The sequence below is a fragment of the Nocardia neocaledoniensis genome, assembly GCF_003182135.1.
GTDB classification, from domain to species: Bacteria; Actinomycetota; Actinomycetes; order Mycobacteriales; family Mycobacteriaceae; genus Nocardia; species Nocardia neocaledoniensis.
In genome coordinates, this window is the sequence record NZ_QGTL01000010.1 from 113,484 (window position 1) to 134,107 (window position 20,624).

A 20,624-nucleotide genomic window follows, 5' to 3' on the forward strand; every position below is an offset into this window, starting at 1 on the left:
GCCTAGGCGGTGGCGTGGTAACGGGTGACGATCGCGAGCGGATGCCACGGCAGGCGGACGGCGGTGGGGCGCACGGCGCCGAAGTGCGCGCTCAGCGCGCGTCGGTTCGCGGCGGTGCGGGCGAAGCGGAAGTCGTAGACGGCGAGTGTGCCGCCGGGTGCCAGGACGCGGCGCAGTTCACGGGCGGCGGCGTCGAGGTCGGGCCATTCGTGCATGCTCAGGCTGGACACGACCACGTCGAGGCTTGCGTCGGGGTATGGCAGCTCGCGCACGTCGGCGACGGCGAGCTCGACCGGATGGCCGGTGAGGTTGCGGTGGGCGATCTCGATCATGTGCGGGGACAGGTCGATGCCGTGCAGGCGCAGGTCGGGTCGGCGCTCGGCCAGGCGGGACAGCAGCCGTCCCGGCCCGGTACCGATGTCGGTGACGGCGGCACCGGGATCGGTCGCGGTGTCGATGTCGGCGGCGATGCGCCGGTAGAGGCTGCCGAGCAGGCGGGTGGCGCGGCGGTCGTAGCCGAGGCTCGCGGCGTGGTCGAAAGTGGTCATGGGTTCACGGTGCCGCTTCAGGTCGACCTGAAGTCAAGGGCGGCACCGTGGTTCACACCGGACGCAGGACGACGATGCCCGGGGTGGTGCGCACGTAGTCGGCCAGCGGGGTGTCCACGACCCGGTATTCGGCGAGGGAGGAGGCGTTGCGGAAGACCGGGCCGCCGGGAGTGTGCACGACGAGTCCGACATGGGTGACATCCAGGCCCGTGTCGGGCGAGTAGGCGCCGAGGAAGTCGCCGGTGCGCAGGCCCGCGAGCACTGCCCCGTCGACCGCGGCGGCGGGGATGTGGGTGACGGCGCGGTCGACGACGGGAATGCCGGGCAGATAGGTGCCGCCGTCGCCCTTGGCGTTGAGCCGCTTGGTGACGGTGACCGCGGCCGGGCTCAGGCTCGCGGTGATGTCGGTGGCGGCGCGGCGCCCGGTGGCGGCCCAGTCGGTGAAGAAATGCTTGCGCTGGGCGAATTCGACGCGGCTGTCGACGTAGCGGGTGGCGAGCAGGTTGGCGACGAACTGGTCGCGGTCCGCCGAGTGGGAGGCGGCCTCGAGGTAGTCGAGGTAGGTGAAGCAGTCGACGCGGCGCAGGTCGATGACGAGTTGTTCGGGTTCGGTGGCCGATCCGACGAGCATGTTCGCGCCGTAGGGGGTATCGAGCAGGCGGGCGCCGAGGCGGGCGAGCAGTTCGCCGCGGTCGATGTCGCCCGCTTCCGCTCGCACGGCCAGGAGTTCGTCGATCTTGCGGCTGGTGGTGTCGTCCAAAGTCGGGGCGGCCGAGGCGGGTGCGGTGGCGCCGAGGAGGGCGGCGAGCACGAACAGGATCGGGACGATGATGCGCAAGACGCCTCCAGCAGCCGACGGACGATCGGTGTCCACCGTAGCGTGACGGTTCAGTTGCCGGGGACGATGACGGCGCGGCCGGTGATCTCGCCGGCGTGCAGGCGTTCGTAGGCCAGCGGCGCTTCGTCGAGGGAGAAGGTCTCCACGTGCACCGACACCTCGCCCTGGCGTGCGATGTCGAGGACCTCGATGAGTTCGGACCGGGTGCCCCAGTACGGCGAGCACACGGTGGTCTCGTAGGGCAGGCTGCCGAACCCGACCTCGACGGTGCCGCCACCGAGCCCGACGACGGTGATGTCGGCGGCCACGCCCGCGGCGGCCGCCGCGGTGGCGGTGGTGGGTGGGGCGCCGACGAAGTCGAGGATCACCTGCGCGCCGTCGCCGTCGGTGAGGGCGCGGATGCGGTCGACCGCCGCGGCGTCGGAGATCACGGTGTCGTGCGCGCCGACCCGGCGGGCCAGCTCGAGCCGCTCCTCGGACAGGTCGAGCGCGATGATCCTGGTCGCGGTCATGGCGCGCAGCAGCTGGATGGCGACGTGGCCGAGCCCGCCGGCGCCGATGACGACGCAGGTGCTGCCGGGGACGAGTTTGGGCAGCGACAGGCTGATCGCGTGGTAGGGCGTGAGGCCCGCGTCGGTGAGGGAGACGTTCTGCACGGGGTCGAGGTCACCGAGCGGCACGAGGTGGCGCGGATCGTCGACGATCAGGTATTCGGCCATGGCGCCGGGTGCGCCGAGGCCGGGCGGGAAGATGCCGAGTTCCTTCGCGTGCAGGCAGTAGTTCTCGACGCCCTTGGCGCACATACTGCATCGGCCGCAGCCCCACGGCCCGTAGACGGCCATCATCGCGCCGAGTTCGACACCCTCGACGCCGGCGCCGAGCGCGGCGACGGTCCCCGCGCCCTCGTGGCCGAGGGTCAGCGGGAGCGGAAAGCCGAGCTGGTCGGCGGGCATGCCCATCACCGCGATGTCGGAGTGGCACACGCCGGCGGCGGCGACCTTCAGCAGGACCTGGCCTGGGCCGGGTTCGGGGTCGGGCACGGTGACGACTTCGGGAGCGGATCCCGGGCTGCGGTACTGAACGGCCTGCACTGGTACCTCCCACGTCGTGGTCGAGCAGCTGTCGGCGGTTTCCTCGATCGTGGCAGCCTTCGCCGGCACATCGCAAGCTATTCGCGATCTTGTCGATACTGCGTGACCCGGCCGGGTTCCCGTAGCGTTGTCGCAGGTATTCGTGCAGGTTCCGACAGCGTGGCCGAGGTGGCGGAAGGGTTGCCGACATGCGTGCATTGACCGTGATTCCGAATCAGGCGGGCTCGTTGAGCATCGCGGAGGTACCGGATCCGCAGCCCGGGCCGGACGAGCTGCTCGTCGACGGGGTGGCGCTGGGCATCTGCGGCACCGACCGCGAGATCGCCGAGGGCAGCTACGGATGGGCGCCCCCGGGCCGCGAGCGGCTCGTCCTCGGACACGAATCGCTGGGCCGGGTGCGGACAGCCCCTGACGGAAGTGGTTTCGCCGCAGGCGATCTCGTGGTGGGCATCGTGCGCAGGCCCGATCCGGTGCCGTGTGGCGCGTGCGCGCGCGGCGAGTTCGACATGTGCCGCAACGGCCAGTACGTGGAGCGCGGGATCAAGCAGATCGACGGGTTCGGCTCGACGAGCTGGGTGGTGCCGGTCGACTACGCGGTGAAGCTGGATCCCGCGCTCGAACAGGTCGGCGTGCTGATGGAGCCCACGACGGTGGTGGCCAAGGCGTGGGACCAGATCGAGCGGATCAACCAGCGCGCCTGGTTCGAGCCCAAGACCGCGATGGTCACCGGGGCGGGCCCGATCGGGTTGCTCGCGGCGCTACTCGGTGTGCAGCGTGGCCTCGATGTGCACGTGCTCGACCGGACGACGGAGGGGCCGAAGCCGGGCCTGGTCGCCGATCTCGGCGCCACCTTCCACACCGGGTCGGCCTCGGAGCTGGCCGAACGCATAGATCCGGATGTGGTGATCGAGGCGACGGGCGCGCCCGCGGTGGCTCTGGACGCCGCCAAGATCAACAATCCGGGCGTGATCGTCTGTCTGACGGGTGTGTCGACGCCGGGCAGCGACGCGTCGGTGGACGTGGGCGCGCTCAACCGCAACATCGTGCTCGACAACGCGCTCGTGTTCGGCTCGGTCAACGCCAATCGCCACCATTACGAGCTGGCGGCGCAGGCGCTGGCCAAGGCCGACGCGGGGTGGCTGGGCAGGTTGATCACCCGGCGGTTGCCGTTGGAGCGGGCGCTCGAGGCCTTCGATCCGGGTGACCACGCCGACATCAAGGTCGTCATCGACCTGTAGCGCTCAGACGGCGCAGCCGTCCGGGCCGCACGCGGGTGCGTCGTCCGCGGACACCTGCACCAGCGGTGTGGGCCGGTCGTTCCACGCGGTGGTCAGCGCCTGGGTGAACACCTCGGTGGGCTGGGCGCCGGAGACCGCGTACTTGTTGTCGAAGACGAAGAACGGCACTCCGGTCACGCCGAGTTGCTGGGCCTCGCGTTCGTCCTGCCGTACCGCGGCGGCGTAGGCGTCGGGGTCGGCGAGCACGTCGCGGACGTCGGTCTCGTCGAATCCGGCGCGGACCGCGAGGGCGACGAGTCGTTCATGGTCACCGAAGACCGGTTCGGGGTCGGCGAAGTTTCCGGCATAGAGCGCGTCGAGCAGCACGTCCTGTTTGCCCTGGTCGAGCGCGAAGTGCAGGAGTCGGTGCATGTCGAAGCTGTTGCCGTAGTCGCGGCCGCTGCTCTGGTACGGCAGGCCGAGTTCGGCGGCCTGGGCGCCGATGGCCCGCTCGTTGGCGGCGGCCTGCTCGACGGGGATGCCGTACTTGGCGGCGATACGCGGGATGACGGGACCGGTCTCGTCGGCGGGCAGAGTCGGGTCGAGTTCGAACGAGCGGTGCACGACCTCGACGTCGTCACGGTGCTCGAATCCGGCCAGCGCCGCCTCGAATCGGGCTTTGCCGAGGTAGCAGAACGGGCAGTTGATGTCGGTCCAGATCTCTACTCTGGTGCTCAAGCGGGCCTCCTCTCGGCGGCGGTCCGCCGAACATCTCTGACGAACAGCAGCAGTGACGCCGCTATTCCCTGGCGCGTCCGAGCACGACGGGACGAGCACGGAGGGGGTCCGATGGCGATCGAGCAGCGAAGGGGGTGGGTGCCGGTGACGGAGGGATTGGCGGTGCCGCGCGCACTCGGGGGTCTGTGGGCGGTGCGGCACGCCCAGAGCGTGGCCAACGCCTGGTACGCGGATCCGGCGACCGAGCAGCGTCCGATGCGCGGCACCGACGCGGAGGTCGGGCTCACCGAGTACGGGCAGTGGCAGGCGCGGTGCCTGGGTGGGTGGTTGGCCGGGCTGGCGGGTGTGCAGACGCCGACGCTGGTGGTGTGCTCGCCGTTTCTGCGGGCGCGGCTCACCTGGGCGGTGATGGCCGAGACGGCCGCCAACCGTAATCGGCATCTGCGCCCGATCCGCACCCTGGTCGACGAGCGGCTGCGTGATCGCGAGATGGGGGTGTTCGAACTGCATCCGTACAAGGCGATCCGGCGCCGCGCCCCGGACGAGGCGATGCGCCGCGAACGGGTGGGCAACTGGGTGTATCGCCCGCCCGGCGGGGAGTCGCTGGCCGATGTGGCGGTGCGGGTGCGCAGTTTCCTCGACGAGCTCGACGTGGTGGCGGCCGGGGAACAGGTGCTGGTGGTCACGCACGACGCGGTCGTGGCGTCGATGCGCTACATCCTGGCGGGAATGGGTGCGGCGGTGCCGGATTCGCTCGAGCCGGTGCCGAACGCGTCGGTGTCGCAGTGGCGTCGCGAGGGCGAGCGGCTGGGCTTGCGGGTCTGGGGCGAGGTCGGCCATCTCGGGGGCGCCGAGCAGGTGGGCTGAGTTCGGCGTGTGCGGGCCGGTCGGCGGTGGCCCCGACACTAGATTGTCGCCATGGCGACACCCGCGATCGATCACCACCGGGTCGAGGCGGCGCTGCGCTTCCTGACCAGGCTCGGCGCGGCGATGCTGGAATCCGGGTACGCGACCGAGGCGATGGAGCTGATGGTGCTGCCGTGCGCGGCCGTGCTCGGGCTCGAGGACGCGCGCGTGGTCGGGATCGGGCGGCTGGTGATCGTGGAGTGCTCCGACGGGGGCGGCCGGACCGCGTCGAAGTTCGGCGAGGCGGCGTCGCTGGACAGTTTCGACTGCGACCGGATGCGCAGGCTCAAGGATGTCGCACGCGACGTCGTGGTGCGGCGGCTGGACGCCGATGCCGCGTGTGCGCGGCTGGATTCGGCCGATGCCGGGCCGCCGCCGTTTCCGTGGTGGTCGGTCCAGGCCGGTGGGATGTTGCTGGCGTTCTGCATCTGCGTGCAGATCGGCGGCACACCGCTGGCCGGGGTGCTGGCGGCACTGAGCCAGCTGGTGGTGAACCTGAGCGCGCGCGGCTTCGGTGCGGCGCGGGTGCCCAAGCTGTTCGCGGTCACGGTGCAGGCGGCGCTGGCCGGGTTCTTCGGCGGCGCGTTCCATCTGCTCGGCTGGCTGACCGTCGCGCAGGCCGCCACCGTCGTCGCGACCACGTGGGTGCTGATCGCCCCACTGCCCCAACTGATCTCGACCGCGATCGATCTCATCAGCGCCGACAGTCTCACCGCACTGGCCAGGGCGGTGAGCGCCGCGTCGATCATCGCCGGGATCGCGCTGGGCGGGGTGCTGATCCTGTCGCTGTCGTGGCGCTTCGACCTGGGTGTGGCGGCCGATCCCACATTGCCCGTGTTGCCGATCTGGTTGGGCATCGTGTTCGCCGTGCTCGGCGCGGTGGGCAACGCCCTGTTCAATGTGGGCGGGCCGGCCCTGTTGGTGCCCGCGGCCGTCGCCGGGTTGCTGACCGCGGCGGTGAATCAGACTCTCATCCATGCCGCGCATCTGCCCGGGGCATGGGCGGGTCCGCTCGCGGCGGTGGTGCTGGGGTTCGTGGCCTCCTCGGTGTCGGAGGCGCTGCGGTTGCCGATGTCGGCGCTGGCGCTGGTCGGGATCACCGGGGCGCTGCTGCCGGGTCTGATCGTGTGCCAGGGGTTGATCCTCGCGGTGTACGAGGTGGCGGGGGTGAGCTATTTCGTGCAGGCGGGCGCGGTCTGTGTCGGTCTGGGTGTCGGTGCCGCACTCGGGGTGTATCTGTGGTCGCTGGTGGCGCGGTTCGCCTCGGTGCCGTTGCCGAAGTAGTCCCGGTGGAAGAATGCTGGTCGTGCATGTGGCGATCGGCGTGGTGGTCCTGATCGGTTCGGCGACCGCGCTGGCGGCGCTGGCCCGGCGATTCGGGGTGTCGGAACCCCTCGTGCTGACCCTGGCGGGGGTGGCGGCGTCGTATCTGCCGATGGTGCCGCAGGTGCATCTCGAGCCCGAGGTGGTGCTGTTGGGGCTGCTGCCGCCGCTGCTCTACACCGCCGCGCTGCGGACGTCGCTGGTCGACTTCAAGGACAATCTGCGCACGATCGCCTCGCTGTCGGTGGGGTTGGTGCTGTTCACCACGTTCGCGGTGGCGGTGGTGGCGTGGTGGTTGCTGCCGATCCCGTTCGCGGCGGCGGTGGCGCTGGGCGCGGTGGTGGCGCCGCCGGACGCGGTGGCGGCCACGGCGATCGCGCGCCGCACCGGGATGCCGCGCAGCATCGTCACGGTGCTCGAGGACGAGTCGCTGTTCAACGACGCGACCGCGCTGGTCTCGTTGCGCAGTGCGATCGCGGCGATGGCCGGTGCGGTGACGGTGGTGCAGATCGGGGGCGATTTCCTGCTCGCCGCTGTCGGCGGCGCGGTGATCGGCGCCGCCGTGGCGGCGGCGCTGGTGCTGGTGCGCAAACGGATCAGCGATCCGGTGCTCGACACCTCGGCGTCGCTGCTCGCCCCGTTCGTGGCGTATCTGCCCGCCGAGCACTTCCACGCGTCCGGCGTGATCGCCGTGGTGGTGTGCGGGATGATTCTCGGCCACGGCGCGCAACGCTGGCAGGGCGCGGCCTCGCGGGTCGCCGAGACGACGAACTGGCGCACCATCCAGTTCATTCTCGAGAGCACGGTCTTCCTGATCATCGGTCTGCAGGTGCGCTGGATCGTCGAGGGCGCCTGGCACAGCGGCCTCGACCACACGACACTGCTCGTCACGGCGGCGGCGGTGCTGGCCGCGGTGATGCTGGCGCGCCCGATCTGGGTGTTCACCCCGGTCCTGGTGGCCCGGCTGTTCGGGCGCGGCACCGAACCGTGGAGTCATGCGGCGGTGGTGTCGTGGGCGGGGATGCGCGGGGTGGTGACGCTGGCCGCGGTCCTGTTGCTGCCCGCCTCGACCCCGCATCTGCCGGTGCTGGAACTGCTGGCGCTGGTGGTGGTCGGTGGCACGCTGCTGGTGCAGGGCACGTCGCTGCCGTGGCTGGTGCGGTTGCTGCGGCTGCGTGGGCCCAGCCGCGCCGAGGACGCGCTCGCGAAAGCCGATCTGCTGCAACAGGCCACGGCCGCCGGGCTGGCCGAGCTGGACAAGCGCATCGGTCCCGACACCCCGGAGCCGGTGATCGAGTCGCTGCGGCAGCGCCTCATCTGGCGCACCAATGCCGCTTGGGAGCGGCTGGGCCGTCCCGAGGCCGAGCAGGTGACCCCCGACCGCGGAATACCGGCGGCTACGGCTGGCCATGCTCGGCGCCGAACGCGACGCGGTCCTGCGGGTGCGTGACGCGGGCGCGGTCGACTACGAGGTCCTCCAGCACGTGCTGGCCCGGCTGGATCTCGAGGAGTCGATGATCGATCGTTTCGACGAGCGCGACGACGAACCGCGGATCGAGCCGCTGGCCGGTGCCGCCGCGGCCGACGGCTGCGTCCACCTCGAACACGCTCCCCTGCTGCGCGACCCGGCCGGCGCGCTGGAATGCCGCGCGTGTGTTGAGGAGGGGCTGACGTGGGTGCATCTGCGCATGTGTGTCGCGTGCGGGAACATCGCCTGCTGTGAGTCCTCACTGGGCAATCACGCGAGCGGTCACTTCGCGGCGACGGCGCATCCGGTGATGCGCAGTGTGGAACCGGGCGAGGTGTGGCGCTGGTGCTACGTGGACGAGTTGCTCGGCTGACGCCGGTGTGAGTAGATCAGCCGGGCGTATTGGGCGAGCAGCCGGTCCAGTTCGGTCGGTTCGCCGGTGGCGGCGAGCTGCTGGTAGCCGATCAGCATGGCCATCCCGAATTCGGTGACGACGCTGGAGGTGTCGGCGTCGCCGACGACGCCGTCGATGACGCGGTGCACGGTCCGCCGGCGGGACTCGTCGACCCGCTTGACCGTCACGTGCACCGACTCGTCGTTGGCCGCCCAGGCGCGCAGCGCGGCTTCGGCGCCGTGTTCGAGGCCGCTGGCCAGTGCCGACATGGCGCGCACGTCGGCGTCGGGGTCGCCGTGGCCGACGTCGAGGGCGCGCAGCTCGAGCATCTGCCGGTTCTCCCAGTGTTCGAGCAGGGTGTCGACGAACCCCTGCCAGGAACCGAAGTGGTGGTAGAACGAGCCGCTGGTGACTCCGAGGCGGCGGCACAGCACCCCGATGTTGAGACCTTTGAAGCCGAACTCGGCGAGCACCGTGACGGCGGCGTCGTAGTACTGCTCCTTGGTGACCACTCGGGACATTCGCGATGCCGATCTGTTCGTGCGGACAGGACCGAAGAATGCGAACAGTACCCGATCACAACGAGGGCTCGCGCGAGCACAACGAAGACTATCGTGTGCCCGAATCCGCGGCGGTGAGATCGAAATCCCAAGGGACGGAACATAATCGGCGCCTTACCTGCTGACATGACCTCCCGAATGGAATAACAGAGCAGACGCTCTGTAAACTATTGTTCATGCCGAGACCCCGCACCCACGACCCGGAGACCGTCCTCGACGCCGCCGAGCGCATCGCCGCGCGGTCGGGTCCGGCCGCGGTGACCGTGCGCGCCGTCGCCGCCGCCACCGGGGTGTCCAACGGCGCGCTGTACCACAGCTTCGGATCGCGTCAGGAAGTGCTGGCGCGCAGCTGGTTACGCGCCGCGCGCCGGTTCCTCGCGCTGCAGGCCGTCGACGTCGAACGCGCCGTAGCCGCCGCCGATCGGTCCGCCCGCATCGCCGCGGTGGTCGACGCCGCGGAGACGCCCGGCCGCTTGGCCGACACGCACCCAGACTCCGCGCGGCTGCTGCTGCTCGTCGACCGGGCGGAACTCCTCGCCGGCGACCTGCCGACCGAGCTCGCCGACGACATCGCCGCCACGGAGAAGGCGCTGCTGACCGTGCTGACCCGGCTCTCGCGCGCCCTGTGGGGCCGCGCGGACCGGCGCGGCGTCGCCACCGTGACCACCTGCCTGGTCGACCTGCCGACCGCGGTGCTGCTGCGCCGCGACCGGCTCACCGATCCCCTGGCCCGCGCGCAACTGCGGGCCGCCGTCCGTGCCGTCCTGGAACTCGGCCCCCGCTGAGATCTCGGCCCCTGAAAGGAAACCCGTCATGCCCACCCTGCGCCACCACGACGCGATCGCGATCCTCGACTTCGGTGACGGCGAGAACCGCTTCTCCCCCGACTTCATGGCCGAGGTGCACGCCCACCTCGACACCGCCGTCGCCGAGGGCGCGGCCGCCCTGGTGACCACCGCGACCGGCAAGATCTACTCCAACGGTCTGGACCTGGACTGGTTGTCGGCCAACGGCGATCGGGCCGCCGAGTACGTGGAATCGGTGCACCGGCTCTTCGGCCGGATGCTCACCCTGCCCATGCCGACCGCCGCCGCGATCGGCGGGCACGCCTTCGGGGCCGGCGCGATGCTGGCGATCGCCCACGACTACCGGGTCATGCGGGCCGATCGCGGGTTCTACTGCTTCCCCGAGGCCGACATCCGCATCCCGTTCACCAACGGGATGGCGGCGCTCATCCAGGCCAAGGTCCCGCCGCGCACCGCGATCGCGGCCATGACCACCGGGCGCCGCTTCGGCGGGACCGACGCGGCCGCCTACGACCTGGTCGACGCCGCCGTCGGCGAGACCGAGGTCCTCGACACCGCGCTGGCCATGGTCGCGCCGCACGGCGGCAAGGACCAGCCCACGATGACCGCGATCAAGTCGGTGATGTTCGACGGCGTGCTCGCCGCGCTGCGCGGCAAGGACTGACGCTCACGGCAGCCGGGGGCCCTTGCCCAGGTAGACATCGCCCCGATCGTCACTGGCCCAGCCGCCCCCGGTGTAGTCGCCGAGCACGAAACACGCGTCGCAGAACTGCTTTCCGAACACCGACAGGTAGATGCTGCGGTAGGAACTGATGGCGCGCATCTTCACCGCCTTGTAGGCGGCCTGCGCGCTTGGCTGTGCCTCCAGGAACGCGTAGCGGCGGAAGTCGGCGACCGGCTCGGTGGAGAAGCGCACCAAGCCCAGCCTGCTGAGATTGCCGAGGTAGTGGTGATCGCGTTCGGGCAGTGCGCAACCGGCCATATAGGCGATCATGTTGATGCCGTCGGCCAGGCGTTGCGACCCGATCCCGAACGGTGTCTTGGTGCGGATGTCGATGGCCGGTTGCGGCCCGGCGACGGCGAGGAAGCGCAGGATGCGGGCCTCGTCGGGGGTCAGGTCGTGCAGGATCGGCACGAACGAGGGATGCAGGTCGCGCGGCTGCTGGGCCGAGTCCCAGCCCTCGGTGATCATCGCGTCGCCCATCGCCTTGAGATCCTCGGCGCCCACGCTGTTCTCGCCGGAACCGTAGACGCCGGAGGCGGTGCTCGTCAGGCCGAGCGCGGCCAGTGCGATCTTGCGCAGCGACTCGACCCGCTCGTCGATGATCTGGGAGATCGGTTCGCCCGCGCGGATGTCGTCGGCCAGGTCGGTGGCGGTGTGCAGGGCGCCCCGGGTGACGGCGCCCACGATGTGGCGCAGCGACAGCCCGGCGATGCGCGCCAAACCCACCAGGTCGGTGGGGATTCCGGGCTCGGGCTCGGGTGCGGGGAGATTGTCGCGCTCGTCCATGTTCACACTCCGAAGACCAGCAGGTGCAGGGCGCCGACGAGCACACCGAGGACGCCGCCGTGCAGGTAGAGCAGCCAGGCGTCCTGTTCGATGGCGGTGTACAGCATTTCGACGAATTCGTCCGGCGGCAGTTCGCGCAGCTTCTCGGTGGCGAGGCGGTCGACGCTGGCGGCGGTGGTCTGGGAGAACTCCACGTCCTCGACCAGCCACGGCTTCATCTCCGTGGCGAGGCTCGCGCCCGCGGTGGCCTGGATGGCGTCGAACTGGGCCGGGCCGACCGCGAGCCGGGTCACCGAGCGCAGCGGGCCGAGCACCCGGTCGATCTCCACCTTGAGGAAGTGGGCGATGACAGCGCGGGTCTTGTCCCCGCTCGGCCCGTCGAGCAGCTGTTCGGTGACGACGTCGAGGGTGACGATCTGATAGCCGATGGCATGGCCGAGATCGGCGGCCGCCTGATGCTGCCGCTTGGCGAATTTCGCGACTCGCCACGGGTATTTGTAGCGCGGCTGCGGCGACGCGGGCTCGAAGACTACCTTGATCGCGATGATGTTGACCAGCACGCCGACCACCGCGCCACCGAGCAGCACCCACAACCACGCGGGCAGGAAGTGCAGGATGTCGTAGAGCCAGCCCGGCAGCGAGATCATGGCGGGCGTGTCTCCGTGCGGGGTGCTGTAGTGCAGCAGCGACAACCACAGCGCCACGATCACCCCGAACGGGAAACCGAGCACCCCGCTGCGGGTCATGAACCGCAGCTCCGGCGCGCCGAGCCCGTAGATGACGTCCTTGAGCAGTTCGGGGCGGCGCCGCAGATACCCCACGACCATCAGCTTCACATCCAGCAGCTGGTCGATGTTGGCGCCGATGAAGTCGAAGGCGCGGTCGGTGATGGCGGGCAGCTCCGATTCGACCCGCGTGTACACGACTTCCCGTGCGCGCGGCGGCATGTCGGCCCACAGCTGCGGATGCTCGGTGACCATGATCGAATCCACCATCGACCGCACGTTCGGCAGAGCGACGTGGGCGACCTGCGCGGAGATCTTGCGCGGATCCATCTGGTCGAAGAAGTCCTTGGCGGTGCCGATCTTGGCGACCGCGTTGTCGACCATCAGGCTGGCCATCTTCTCCGCGCGCGCCGGGATGAAACCCTGGAAGCCGAGGATGCCGCCGGGGGCGAAAGTGGGCAGGATCTGCACTTTGCGCGGGAGCAGCGGGAAGATCGTCTTGAGGCCGGGCACATAGAAACCGGTGAACCGCACGGGCGCGAACAGCATGATCACGCCGGTCCAGTTGGTGATCAGACCGGCCATCGCACTGAAGATCGGAATGCTGATCATGTCGACCCAGAACTTGCTCAGGCCGGTCGTCTTCTCCCAGTCGAGCAGGCCGAAGAAGCCCGCCGCCTCGATCCCAGCATTCATCCGGCGTCCACTCCGTCGTGTTCCGAACATCGCGCGTCCGGACATCATAAGTGAACGAACCTCAGGTTTCGGGCGGCTTTGACCGTTACCCGCTAAACCGGAGCAAACCCGCAATGCTCACTCAGGGCTCCACGGCACCGTGAGTCGTGTTGACCAGGAGCAGGTTGGTGTCGATGTCATGGGTGACCTTGTTGGCGACCGAACCGAGAAGCCGCGCGGGACCGCTCATTCCGCGATTGCCGATGACGACCAGGTCGTATTTCCAGGCCGCGTTGCAGATCGCCTCCGCGGCGGGCACGCCGGTGAGCACGTCGCGGCCGAACAGCGCCGGATCGTCGACGCCGGCCGCGCCTTCGACCTCGAGCAGGGTGTCGGCGCCGTCGTCGTCGGTCTTGGCCGAGGTCACCAGAAAGGGGCGCGCGCCCAGGGCGACCGCGACGTCGTAGCCGCGGCGTACCGCGATGATCGAACTGGCCGATCCGTCGGTGGTCAGCCCGACGGTGGTCCAGCGCTTGGGGATCTTGTGGGTGAACACGACATCGGATTCGCTGTGGTGCGACACGTGATTGGCGGTGGAGCCGAGCAACCGGGCCTTCGAACTACCCAGCCCGCCGCCGCCGATGACCAGCAGCGTGTCGGGTGCGCGCGCGGCCTCCTCGAGCAGCACGGTTCCCGCGGTGCCGGGGATCTCGCTGCGCACGACCTCGGGAACACCGGCCTCGAGCAGGACCTCGGCGGCGCTCGCGGTGACCGCCTCCGCCCATGCGGCGTCGGTGCCCGCCTTGAGGGTGGCTTCCTTCCACACGCTGACGACCGTGACACCCAGATCGAGGCGCAGCGCCAGCTCGCCGGCCACCGCGACGGCGGTGCGCGCCGATTCCGAGCCGTTGGTCCCCACCACGATGCGCTGGTACCCCATGTGACGCTCTCCGATCGACGGCGGGTCAGCTGCGCTTGGCCCACAGTATAAACGGCGCACACTTCCAGCAACCGGGTCTGCGCGCCGTCCACGACGCGAACGCGTGCTCCCGCGCCGATGGTCAGTGCCCCGACTCGCCGGACGGCGGGAGCTGGGTGCTCGCGCGCGCATCCGTGGGCGCCGCGACGCGGCGGTCACCGGCCGGTTGCCGATCGGGGGCCTCGGGCAGCGGCAGGCGCTTGAGCCGCAGCGCGTTGAGCGCGACGATCAGGCTCGATCCCGACATCGCCATGGCCGCGATCTCCGGGCGCATCGTCAGACCCCACGGCTCGAACACCCCGGCCGCGATCGGCAGAGCCAGGCCGTTGTAGCCGACCGCCCAGGCCAGGTTCTGATGTTCCTTGCCGACTGTGCCGCGCCCGATCCGCAGCGCGGTCGACACCGTGAACGGGTCCGAGCGCATGAGCACCACATCGGCGGTCTGGATGGCGACGTCGGTACCCGCGCCGACGGCGATGCCCAGATCGGCGCGAGCCAGCGCGGGCGCGTCGTTGACGCCGTCGCCGACCATCGCCACCTTCTTGCCTGCCTGCTGGAGCTCGGCGACGCGGTCGGTCTTGTCGCCCGGGAGCACCTCGGCGATGACGGTGTCGATGCCGAGGTCCTCGGCGATGCGGCGCGCGGTGGCCTGGTTGTCGCCGGTCAGCATCACCACGTCCACGCCCAGGTCGTGCAGGGCCGCGACGGCGGCCGCCGACGTGGGGCGTGGCGCGTCGGCCAGGGCGATCACCGCGGTCGCGGCGCCGTCGACGGCGACCAGGACCGCGGTGTGCCCGGAGGCGGCCAGCTCGTCACGGCGCCGCGCCAGCTCGCCGAGCTCGACATTCTCCTGATCGAGCAGGCCACGATTCCCGACGAGGACTCGGCTGCCGTCGACGGTGGCCGTCGCGCCCCGGCCGGGGACGTTCTCGAAGCCTGCCGCGGAAAGTACCGGCACGCCGTGCTCTTTCGCGTAGGCGACGACGGCCTCGGCGAGCGGGTGCTCGGATTCGCGTTCCACGGCCGCGGCCAGCGCCAGCATCCGCTCGGTGTCGATCCCGTGTGCCGTCACCACGTCGGTGACCTCCGGCGCGCCCCTGGTGAGGGTGCCGGTCTTGTCGAGCACGACCACGTCGATGCGGGCCGAATCCTCCAGCGCCGTGGCGTTCTTGAACAGCACACCGCGCTTCGCGCCGAGTCCGGTGCCGACCAGGATCGCGGTCGGCGTCGCGAGGCCGAGTGCGTCGGGACAGGTCACCACGACCACGGTGATCGCGAACAGCAGCGCGCGGCTCAGCGACGCGCCCGCCAGCAGCCACACCACGAGCGTCGCGACGCTGCCGACGAGTGCGACCAGGGTCAGCCAGAACGCGGCCCGATCGGCCAGCCGCTGCCCCGGGGCCTTCGAATTCTGTGCCTGCTGAACGAGTTCCACGATCTGCGCGAGGGCGGTGTCGGAACCCACCTTGGTCGCCCGCACCCGCAGGCTGCCGGTGGTGTTGATGGTCGCGCCGATCACCGCGGACCCGGGTTCCTTGCGCACCGGCAGGCTCTCGCCGGTGACCATGGACTCGTCGACCTCGCTGGAGCCGTCGACCACCGTGCCGTCCACGGCGATCTTCGCGCCGGGCCGCACCAGCAGTACATCGCCGACCGCCACGTCGGCCGTGGGGATCTCGACCTCGTCGCCGTCCCGCAGCACGACCGCTTTCGGCGGCGACAGATCCAGCAAGGTCGACACCGCGTCGTTGGCACCGCCGCGCGCCCGCATCTCGAACCAGTGCCCCAGCAGCACGAAGGTCGCCAGCATGGTGGCGGCCTCGTAGAAGACCTCCCCGCCGCCGGTGAGGGTCACCCCCAGCGAATACAGCCAGCCGGTGCCGATCCCGACCGAGACCAGCACCATCATGTCGAGCGTGCGTGCCTTCAACGCCTGCCACGCGCCGGTGAAGAAGATCGTCGACGAGTAGAAGATCACCGGCAGGCTCAGGATCAGCGCCCACACGTCCACGCGTAGACCGAACGGGACCGGCAGGTGCAGGCCGAGCATGTGGGTGGCCATCGGCGACCACAGCATCACCAGTGTGGAGAACACCAGGGCGACGAGGAAGCGGTTGCGCATGTCGCGGGCCATGTCGTCCATGGACATCGTGGCGTGCCCGGCGTGGGCGTGTCCGCCCGCGTGCTCGGTGTGCGCCTGCCAGGCGGATGCGTCATCGGCCTCGGACGCATGCGCGGCGCCGCTACCATGTCCGGGCGTGTCCGGGTCGGAGTCAGCGCGTGTCCGATGATCCGCCGCCGCAGCGTCTCCTGGGCGCGGGAGGTTCGACGGGTGCGCGACCTCGTGTGGGTGCGGAGCGTCGCGACTGTGGCGGGTCCGCTCGGCGTTCCCCGTGGACGCCGGTTCGCTGAGCGGGTCGCACAGATGGTTCGGCACCGCGCGGCCGGCGCAATGGTAGCCACAGTCCCGGACCCAGCCGCGTAGCTCGGCGACCGAAGTGCGGGCCGGGTCGTAAGTGACGGTGGCGGTCTGCGCCGCCGGGTTGGTGTCGACCTGGAGTACGCCGGGGCGGCGGCCGAGTGCCCGGGTGAGGACCAGGTGGGAGCTGGCTCGCAGCACCCCGCCGACGTGCAGCACCGCGGTCGCGGTGGCGGGGTGGTCCGTGTCCGGCATCGCCGCTCCTGTCGCCGATCGAACGCACGACGCGACAGCGCCACGCGCCTCACTCGATCGCGACAGTACCCCGTGGGCGTCGCGGGTCCGGGGACCCGCGACCCGTCAGAGGGTGATGCCGAGCAGCGCGTTCACCGCGTCACGCACCAGGGCGGGCGCCGCGGTGTCGGTACCGCCGTAGGTGAGCGCTTGGGTGGCCCAGTTGTCGATCGCGTCGAGCGCCTTCGGGGTGTCCAGGTCGTCGGCGAGGTGCTGACGCAGGCGGGCGACGGTGTCGGTGGCCGACGGGCCTGCGGTCAGGGCGACGGCGTCGCGCCACCGGGCCAGCCTCGCCTGCGCCTCGGTGAGCACCTCGTCGGTCCACATCCGGTCCTGCCGGTAGTGGCCGGCGAGCAGTCCGAGGCGGATCGCCGCCGGGTCGACCCCGGAGCGGCGCAGCTTCGACACCAGCACCAGGTTGCCCTTGGACTTCGACATCTTCTCGCCGTCGAGCCCGATCAGCCCGGCGTGCACGTAGTGGCGGGCGAAGCGGCGGGTGCCGGTGATCGCCTCGGCGTGCGCGGCGGAGTATTCGTGGTGCGGGTACATCAGATCCGAGCCGCCGCCCTGGACGTCGAACTCGGTGCCGATGCGGTTGAGCGCGATCGCGGCACACTCGATGTGCCAGCCGGGACGTCCGTCGCCGAACGGCGCCTGCCACGACGGTTCTCCGGGGCGGGCGGAACGCCACAGCAGGGCGTCGATGGTGTCGCGCTTGCCGGGGCGGTCGGGGTCGCCGCCGCGCTCGGCGAACAGCGTCTCCATGGTGGCGCGGTCGTAGCCGGACTCGTAGCCGAACTGCTCGGTGGCGTCGGTGCGGAAGTAGATGTCGGGGTACTCGGCGTCGTCGACGATGTAGGCGGCGCCGGCCGCGAGCAGCTTCTGCACCAGTTCGACGACCTCGTCGACCGATTCGATGGCGCCGATGTAGTCGCGTGGGGGCAGCACGCCGAGCGCGGTCATGTCCTCGCGGAACAGCGCGATCTCGGAGCTGCCGAGCTCGCGCCAGTCGACGCCGTCGCGGGCGGCGCGCTCGAACAGCGGGTCGTCGACGTCGGTGACGTTCTGGACGTAGTGCACCTCGTGGCCCGCGTCGCGCCAGAGCCGGTTGATCAGGTCGAACGTGAGGTAGGTGGCGGCGTGGCCGAGGTGGGTGGCGTCGTAGGGAGTGATGCCGCAGACGTACATCTTCGCGGTCGCGCCGGGGGTGACCGGGCGGACCTGGCGATCGGCGGTGTCGTACAACCGCAACGGCGGCCCTGCTCCGGGGACGGTCGGTAGGGCGATATCGGACCAGGACTGCATGATTCGAGGGTAGAGCCCCGGCTGAAGTGCTCGGCCCGCGGGCCGGTCAGGGGGTTGCCGGCGGTGTCGTGGCAACGGCCCGCTACCTGCACACAAACGTGTCCGGCGGCTTCGGTCAAGGGTTGTACTCAGCCGGATTCGCAGGTCACGGCCCTGGAGCCGGGTCCAGCGCGCCGACGGGCCGCGTTCCTGGGCGAACAGGTTGCCACGCTCGGGCGACGGCGACAATGGTCACACAACACAATGACGTATACATCCCTATTGCCCCCTATTCATACCTGCGTTTAGGGTAGTTTCATGACAGATCGTCTCTATTCGGTGGAGCAGGTCGCCGAACTGCTCGGGCTGCATGTGCGCACCGTGCGCAGCTATGTGCGCGACGGCAAACTGCCCGCGGCGCGCATCGGCAAGCAGTACCGCATCGCCCACGACGACCTCGAGGCCTTCACCGGGCTGCCGCTCACCTCGCCGCCGCCCGCCACCGACCAGGCCGACGTGTCCTGCATCGTCGAGATCGACGCCGTCGACCGCACCACCGCCGACCGCATCACCACCCTGCTCACCGCCACCGCGGCGACCCGGGGACCGGGCGGCCGGGCGCTGCGCGTGGAGACCGGCTACGACCCGGGACGCTCGCGCCTGAAGGTCATCGTGCTCGGCGGCCTCGCCGACACGGCCCGCCTGCTCGACTACATGGACGGAGTTCTCAGCTCATGACCACGATCTACAAAACACCCGAGGGCCGACGCGTCGTCGAACAGCGTTACCGCGCTCACCTCGACGCCTGGCCCGTCCCCCGCGAGGAGCTGCGGGTACCGACGTCGGTGGGTGAGACCTTCGTCGTGGCCTCCGGCCCTGTCGACGCGCCGCCCCTGGTTCTGCTGCACGGATCGGGATCGAATGCCTCGGCCTGGCGCGGTGACGTCGCGGACTGGTCGCGCGGGTACCGGGTGTACGCGGTCGACCTGCCCGGCGAACCCGGCTTCAGCGCGCCCACCCGGTTGCCGCTGGACAGCGACGCGACCGCGAGCTGGCTCGACGAGGTCGTCGACGGGCTCGGGCTCACGACGGTCGCGATGGCCGGAATGTCGCTCGGCGGCTGGACGGCCCTGGACCACGTGCTGCGCAGGCCGGGCCGCGTCACGGCACTCGTGCTGCTGTGCCCGGGCGGCCTGGGACCGCACCGCTACGGCTGGATGGTGAAGGGCCTGCTGCGGCGGCTCGTCGGACGCGGCACGGTGCGGGACATGGCGCGGGCCGGGCTGGGACTCGACGAGGCGGCAGCGGGCCCGATCCTCGACGATGTCGAGGTGACGTTCGCGCACTTCTCGGCGCGTTCCGGGCGGCTGCCCATCTTCCCCGACGAGCGCCTGCGCACCGTGGCGATTCCCGTACTGGTGCTCGTCGGCGAGCGCGACGCGCTCTTCGATTCGGCGCGGACCGCTGCCCGCGCCCGCGGCGCGTTCCCGCGCGGCGAGGTGCGCGTCCTGCCCGGCGTCGGCCACGCGATCCTCGAGCAGACCGTGCCGATCAGGCAGTTCCTCGACGCGCACGCCGAGCGGGACGCCCGGCGGTGACGGGTGCGGTGCCGCCGCGCGTCGGGAGCGGCGACACCGGACTCATCGAAGGATCAGGCCTGCTCGTAGCACTGCACGTTCAGGGTGTCGGCGTTCTGGCCGAACTGGGGCAGCGCGTAGTAGGCGGCACCGACCTGGTCGGCGGCCTGGACGGTGACCTCGGGCAGCGCCGCGCCGGTGTTGCGGTCGGTGGCGGTGCACACGAAGGTCTTCTCGGTCCACCAACCGGCGGGGAAGGCCTGGGCGGGCGCGGCGACGGCGGCGGCCGCACCGGTGAGCAGCATCGCGGCGGCAGTGGTGGTGACGATGGATCGGGTCGACATGAAAATCCTCTGATCTCGCGTGGTATGACGAAAGTGCTTGCAGCACAGTAGCACCGGCCCCGACCCGGAAACAGCGTCACAATACCCCACGCCGGGGCGTGCGCGCACCGGAACGGACCTACCCGCGGATCAGAACGCGGGCCAGGGAATCGGGCGCGACGAATTCGGCACGGGCATCACCGGATGCTCGAGCAGCCCTTTGGTGCGTTCGATCAGGGCGGTGATCTCGGCGTCGGTGATGTGGGGAGCCAGCGAATCCGCCACGGCGCCGGGCAGATTCGCGGCGAACGTCGTGATGTCGGTGACCAGTGATTCGTGCACCGGGCGCCCGGCCCACCCCCACAGCACCGTGCGCAGCTTGGGTTCGCTGTGCAGGCAGATGCCGTGGTCGACGCCGTACACGTGCCCGTCGACGCCTTCGAGCGCGTGTCCGCCCTTGCGGTCGGCGTTGTTGAGCAGCAGATCCAGCACCGCCATCCGTTGCAGGCGTGGATCGTCGGCGTGGACGAGCGAGACCTCCTCGCCCTTGCCGTCGAGCGCGCGCAACACCTCACAGAAACCGTCGGGCACCGTGCCGGGGCGCACCAGATCGACCAGGTCGAGGCGCGGCCCGGCCTGGGTGTGGTGGTCGACGGCGGTCACCCAGCGCTGCACCATGCCCGGCCCGAACGGGCCGTCGCGCAGCACCGTCTCCGGGATGACGCCCCAGCCCAGGTGCTCCGAGATCAGATACGAGGCGACCTCGCGGCCGGCGAGGGTCCCGTCCGGGAAGTCCCACAGCGGCCGTTCCCCGCGCACCGGCTTGTACACCACGCGCAGCGGAGCGCCGTCGGGTTCGGGCGCGGCGATCTCGCAGACCAGCGTCAGATTGCTGGCGATGCCGACCCGGCCGACGATGTCCAGCTCGCCCTCGGTGAGCACCGGCACG

The 20,624-nt window shown here is 70.6% G+C and carries 21 protein-coding genes; 9 read left to right on the forward strand and 12 right to left on the reverse strand.

Going from position 1 to position 20,624, the window contains the following annotated elements; all coding sequences use genetic code 11:
* Window positions 1-2: 2 nt before the first annotated feature.
* The 3 genes from DFR69_RS24385 to DFR69_RS24395 are packed head-to-tail and all read right to left on the reverse strand — an operon-like array spanning window position 3 to window position 2,477.
* Window positions 3-548 carry a class I SAM-dependent methyltransferase gene (locus tag DFR69_RS24385; RefSeq protein ID WP_110039957.1) on the reverse strand — a complete coding sequence of 182 codons (546 nt, stop codon included), beginning with the start codon at window positions 546-548 and terminating at the stop codon, window positions 3-5.
* A 52-nt stretch (window positions 549-600) separates the two neighbouring features.
* Window positions 601-1,386, reverse strand: a complete 786-nt coding sequence (locus DFR69_RS24390) for an N-acetylmuramoyl-L-alanine amidase-like domain-containing protein (RefSeq protein WP_110039958.1) — start codon at window positions 1,384-1,386, stop codon at window positions 601-603.
* Between the two features lie 50 nt (window positions 1,387-1,436).
* A complete protein-coding gene (locus DFR69_RS24395; protein ID WP_110040092.1) occupies window positions 1,437-2,477 on the reverse strand; it encodes an NAD(P)-dependent alcohol dehydrogenase in 1,041 nt (346 codons plus the stop codon).
* 188 nt (window positions 2,478-2,665) lie between these two features.
* Between DFR69_RS24395 and DFR69_RS24400 the strand changes: the two genes are divergently transcribed.
* The gene (locus DFR69_RS24400; RefSeq protein WP_110039959.1) at window positions 2,666-3,715 is read left to right on the forward strand and encodes a glucose 1-dehydrogenase; all 1,050 of its coding nucleotides are present in this window, start codon (window positions 2,666-2,668) and stop codon (window positions 3,713-3,715) included.
* A gap of 3 nt (window positions 3,716-3,718) precedes the next feature.
* On the opposite strand, the gene DFR69_RS24405 is transcribed toward DFR69_RS24400, so the two are convergent.
* Window positions 3,719-4,432: a DsbA family oxidoreductase gene (locus tag DFR69_RS24405; protein ID WP_110039960.1), complete on the reverse strand. Its 714-nt coding sequence runs from the start codon at window positions 4,430-4,432 to the stop codon at window positions 3,719-3,721.
* 144 nt (window positions 4,433-4,576) lie between these two features.
* On the opposite strand from DFR69_RS24405, the gene DFR69_RS24410 reads away from it, so the two are divergent.
* Genes DFR69_RS24410 through DFR69_RS35390 form a run of 4 tightly spaced genes read left to right on the forward strand, consistent with a single transcriptional unit; the run spans window position 4,577 to window position 8,502 of the window.
* Entirely contained in the window at window positions 4,577-5,299 is a 723-nt protein-coding gene (locus tag DFR69_RS24410) for a histidine phosphatase family protein (RefSeq protein ID WP_244198436.1), read from the forward strand.
* Window positions 5,300-5,350: 51 nt separating this feature from the next.
* Window positions 5,351-6,622, forward strand: a complete 1,272-nt coding sequence (locus DFR69_RS24415; protein ID WP_110039962.1) for a threonine/serine exporter family protein — start codon at window positions 5,351-5,353, stop codon at window positions 6,620-6,622.
* A gap of 13 nt (window positions 6,623-6,635) precedes the next feature.
* On the forward strand, window positions 6,636-8,111 hold the full coding sequence (locus tag DFR69_RS24420; protein ID WP_244198437.1) for a cation:proton antiporter: 1,476 nt from the start codon (window positions 6,636-6,638) through the stop codon (window positions 8,109-8,111).
* Window positions 8,071-8,502, forward strand: coding sequence for a UBP-type zinc finger domain-containing protein (locus DFR69_RS35390; protein ID WP_244198438.1), 432 nt, complete (start codon window positions 8,071-8,073; stop codon window positions 8,500-8,502). The genes DFR69_RS24420 and DFR69_RS35390 overlap by 41 nt, the downstream gene beginning before the upstream one ends.
* On the opposite strand, the gene DFR69_RS24425 is transcribed toward DFR69_RS35390, so the two are convergent.
* The gene (locus DFR69_RS24425; RefSeq protein WP_110039963.1) at window positions 8,478-9,044 is read right to left on the reverse strand and encodes a TetR/AcrR family transcriptional regulator; all 567 of its coding nucleotides are present in this window, start codon (window positions 9,042-9,044) and stop codon (window positions 8,478-8,480) included. The two genes, DFR69_RS35390 and DFR69_RS24425, sit on opposite strands and share 25 nt — an antisense overlap.
* A gap of 215 nt (window positions 9,045-9,259) precedes the next feature.
* On the opposite strand from DFR69_RS24425, the gene DFR69_RS24430 reads away from it, so the two are divergent.
* Both DFR69_RS24430 and DFR69_RS24435 read left to right on the forward strand, forming a co-directional pair.
* The gene (locus tag DFR69_RS24430; RefSeq protein WP_110040093.1) at window positions 9,260-9,868 is read left to right on the forward strand and encodes a TetR family transcriptional regulator; all 609 of its coding nucleotides are present in this window, start codon (window positions 9,260-9,262) and stop codon (window positions 9,866-9,868) included.
* 28 nt (window positions 9,869-9,896) lie between these two features.
* Complete coding sequence (locus DFR69_RS24435; RefSeq protein ID WP_110039964.1) at window positions 9,897-10,553, forward strand: enoyl-CoA hydratase-related protein; 657 nt, start codon at window positions 9,897-9,899, stop codon at window positions 10,551-10,553.
* 3 nt (window positions 10,554-10,556) lie between these two features.
* Here DFR69_RS24435 and DFR69_RS24440 read toward each other — a convergent pair whose 3' ends face one another.
* From DFR69_RS24440 to mshC, 5 genes are all read right to left on the reverse strand, one after another.
* Window positions 10,557-11,399, reverse strand: coding sequence for an Abi-alpha family protein (locus tag DFR69_RS24440; protein WP_110039965.1), 843 nt, complete (start codon window positions 11,397-11,399; stop codon window positions 10,557-10,559).
* Window positions 11,400-11,401: 2 nt separating this feature from the next.
* Entirely contained in the window at window positions 11,402-12,820 is a 1,419-nt protein-coding gene (locus DFR69_RS24445; RefSeq protein WP_110039966.1) for a DUF445 domain-containing protein, read from the reverse strand.
* A gap of 121 nt (window positions 12,821-12,941) precedes the next feature.
* Complete coding sequence (locus tag DFR69_RS24450; protein ID WP_167456388.1) at window positions 12,942-13,739, reverse strand: universal stress protein; 798 nt, start codon at window positions 13,737-13,739, stop codon at window positions 12,942-12,944.
* A 121-nt stretch (window positions 13,740-13,860) separates the two neighbouring features.
* Window positions 13,861-16,452, reverse strand: a complete 2,592-nt coding sequence (locus tag DFR69_RS24455; RefSeq protein ID WP_110039968.1) for a heavy metal translocating P-type ATPase — start codon at window positions 16,450-16,452, stop codon at window positions 13,861-13,863.
* Between the two features lie 105 nt (window positions 16,453-16,557).
* Complete coding sequence (mshC, locus tag DFR69_RS24460) at window positions 16,558-17,796, reverse strand: cysteine--1-D-myo-inosityl 2-amino-2-deoxy-alpha-D-glucopyranoside ligase (RefSeq protein ID WP_110039969.1); 1,239 nt, start codon at window positions 17,794-17,796, stop codon at window positions 16,558-16,560.
* 297 nt (window positions 17,797-18,093) lie between these two features.
* On the opposite strand from mshC, the gene DFR69_RS24465 reads away from it, so the two are divergent.
* Complete coding sequence (locus tag DFR69_RS24465; RefSeq protein ID WP_110039970.1) at window positions 18,094-18,513, forward strand: helix-turn-helix domain-containing protein; 420 nt, start codon at window positions 18,094-18,096, stop codon at window positions 18,511-18,513.
* Window positions 18,510-19,373 (forward strand): alpha/beta fold hydrolase, encoded by an 864-nt coding sequence (locus DFR69_RS24470; RefSeq protein WP_110039971.1) that lies wholly within the window; start codon window positions 18,510-18,512, stop codon window positions 19,371-19,373. The genes DFR69_RS24465 and DFR69_RS24470 overlap by 4 nt, the downstream gene beginning before the upstream one ends.
* A 53-nt stretch (window positions 19,374-19,426) precedes the next feature.
* Here the strand turns inward: DFR69_RS24470 and DFR69_RS24475 are convergent, their stop codons facing one another.
* Together DFR69_RS24475 and DFR69_RS24480 are read right to left on the reverse strand one after the other, a co-directional pair.
* Entirely contained in the window at window positions 19,427-19,696 is a 270-nt protein-coding gene (locus tag DFR69_RS24475) for a hypothetical protein (RefSeq protein WP_110039972.1), read from the reverse strand.
* A gap of 129 nt (window positions 19,697-19,825) precedes the next feature.
* Window positions 19,826-20,623, reverse strand: a complete 798-nt coding sequence (locus tag DFR69_RS24480) for an SCO1664 family protein (RefSeq protein ID WP_110039973.1) — start codon at window positions 20,621-20,623, stop codon at window positions 19,826-19,828.
* Window position 20,624 lies beyond the last annotated feature (1 nt).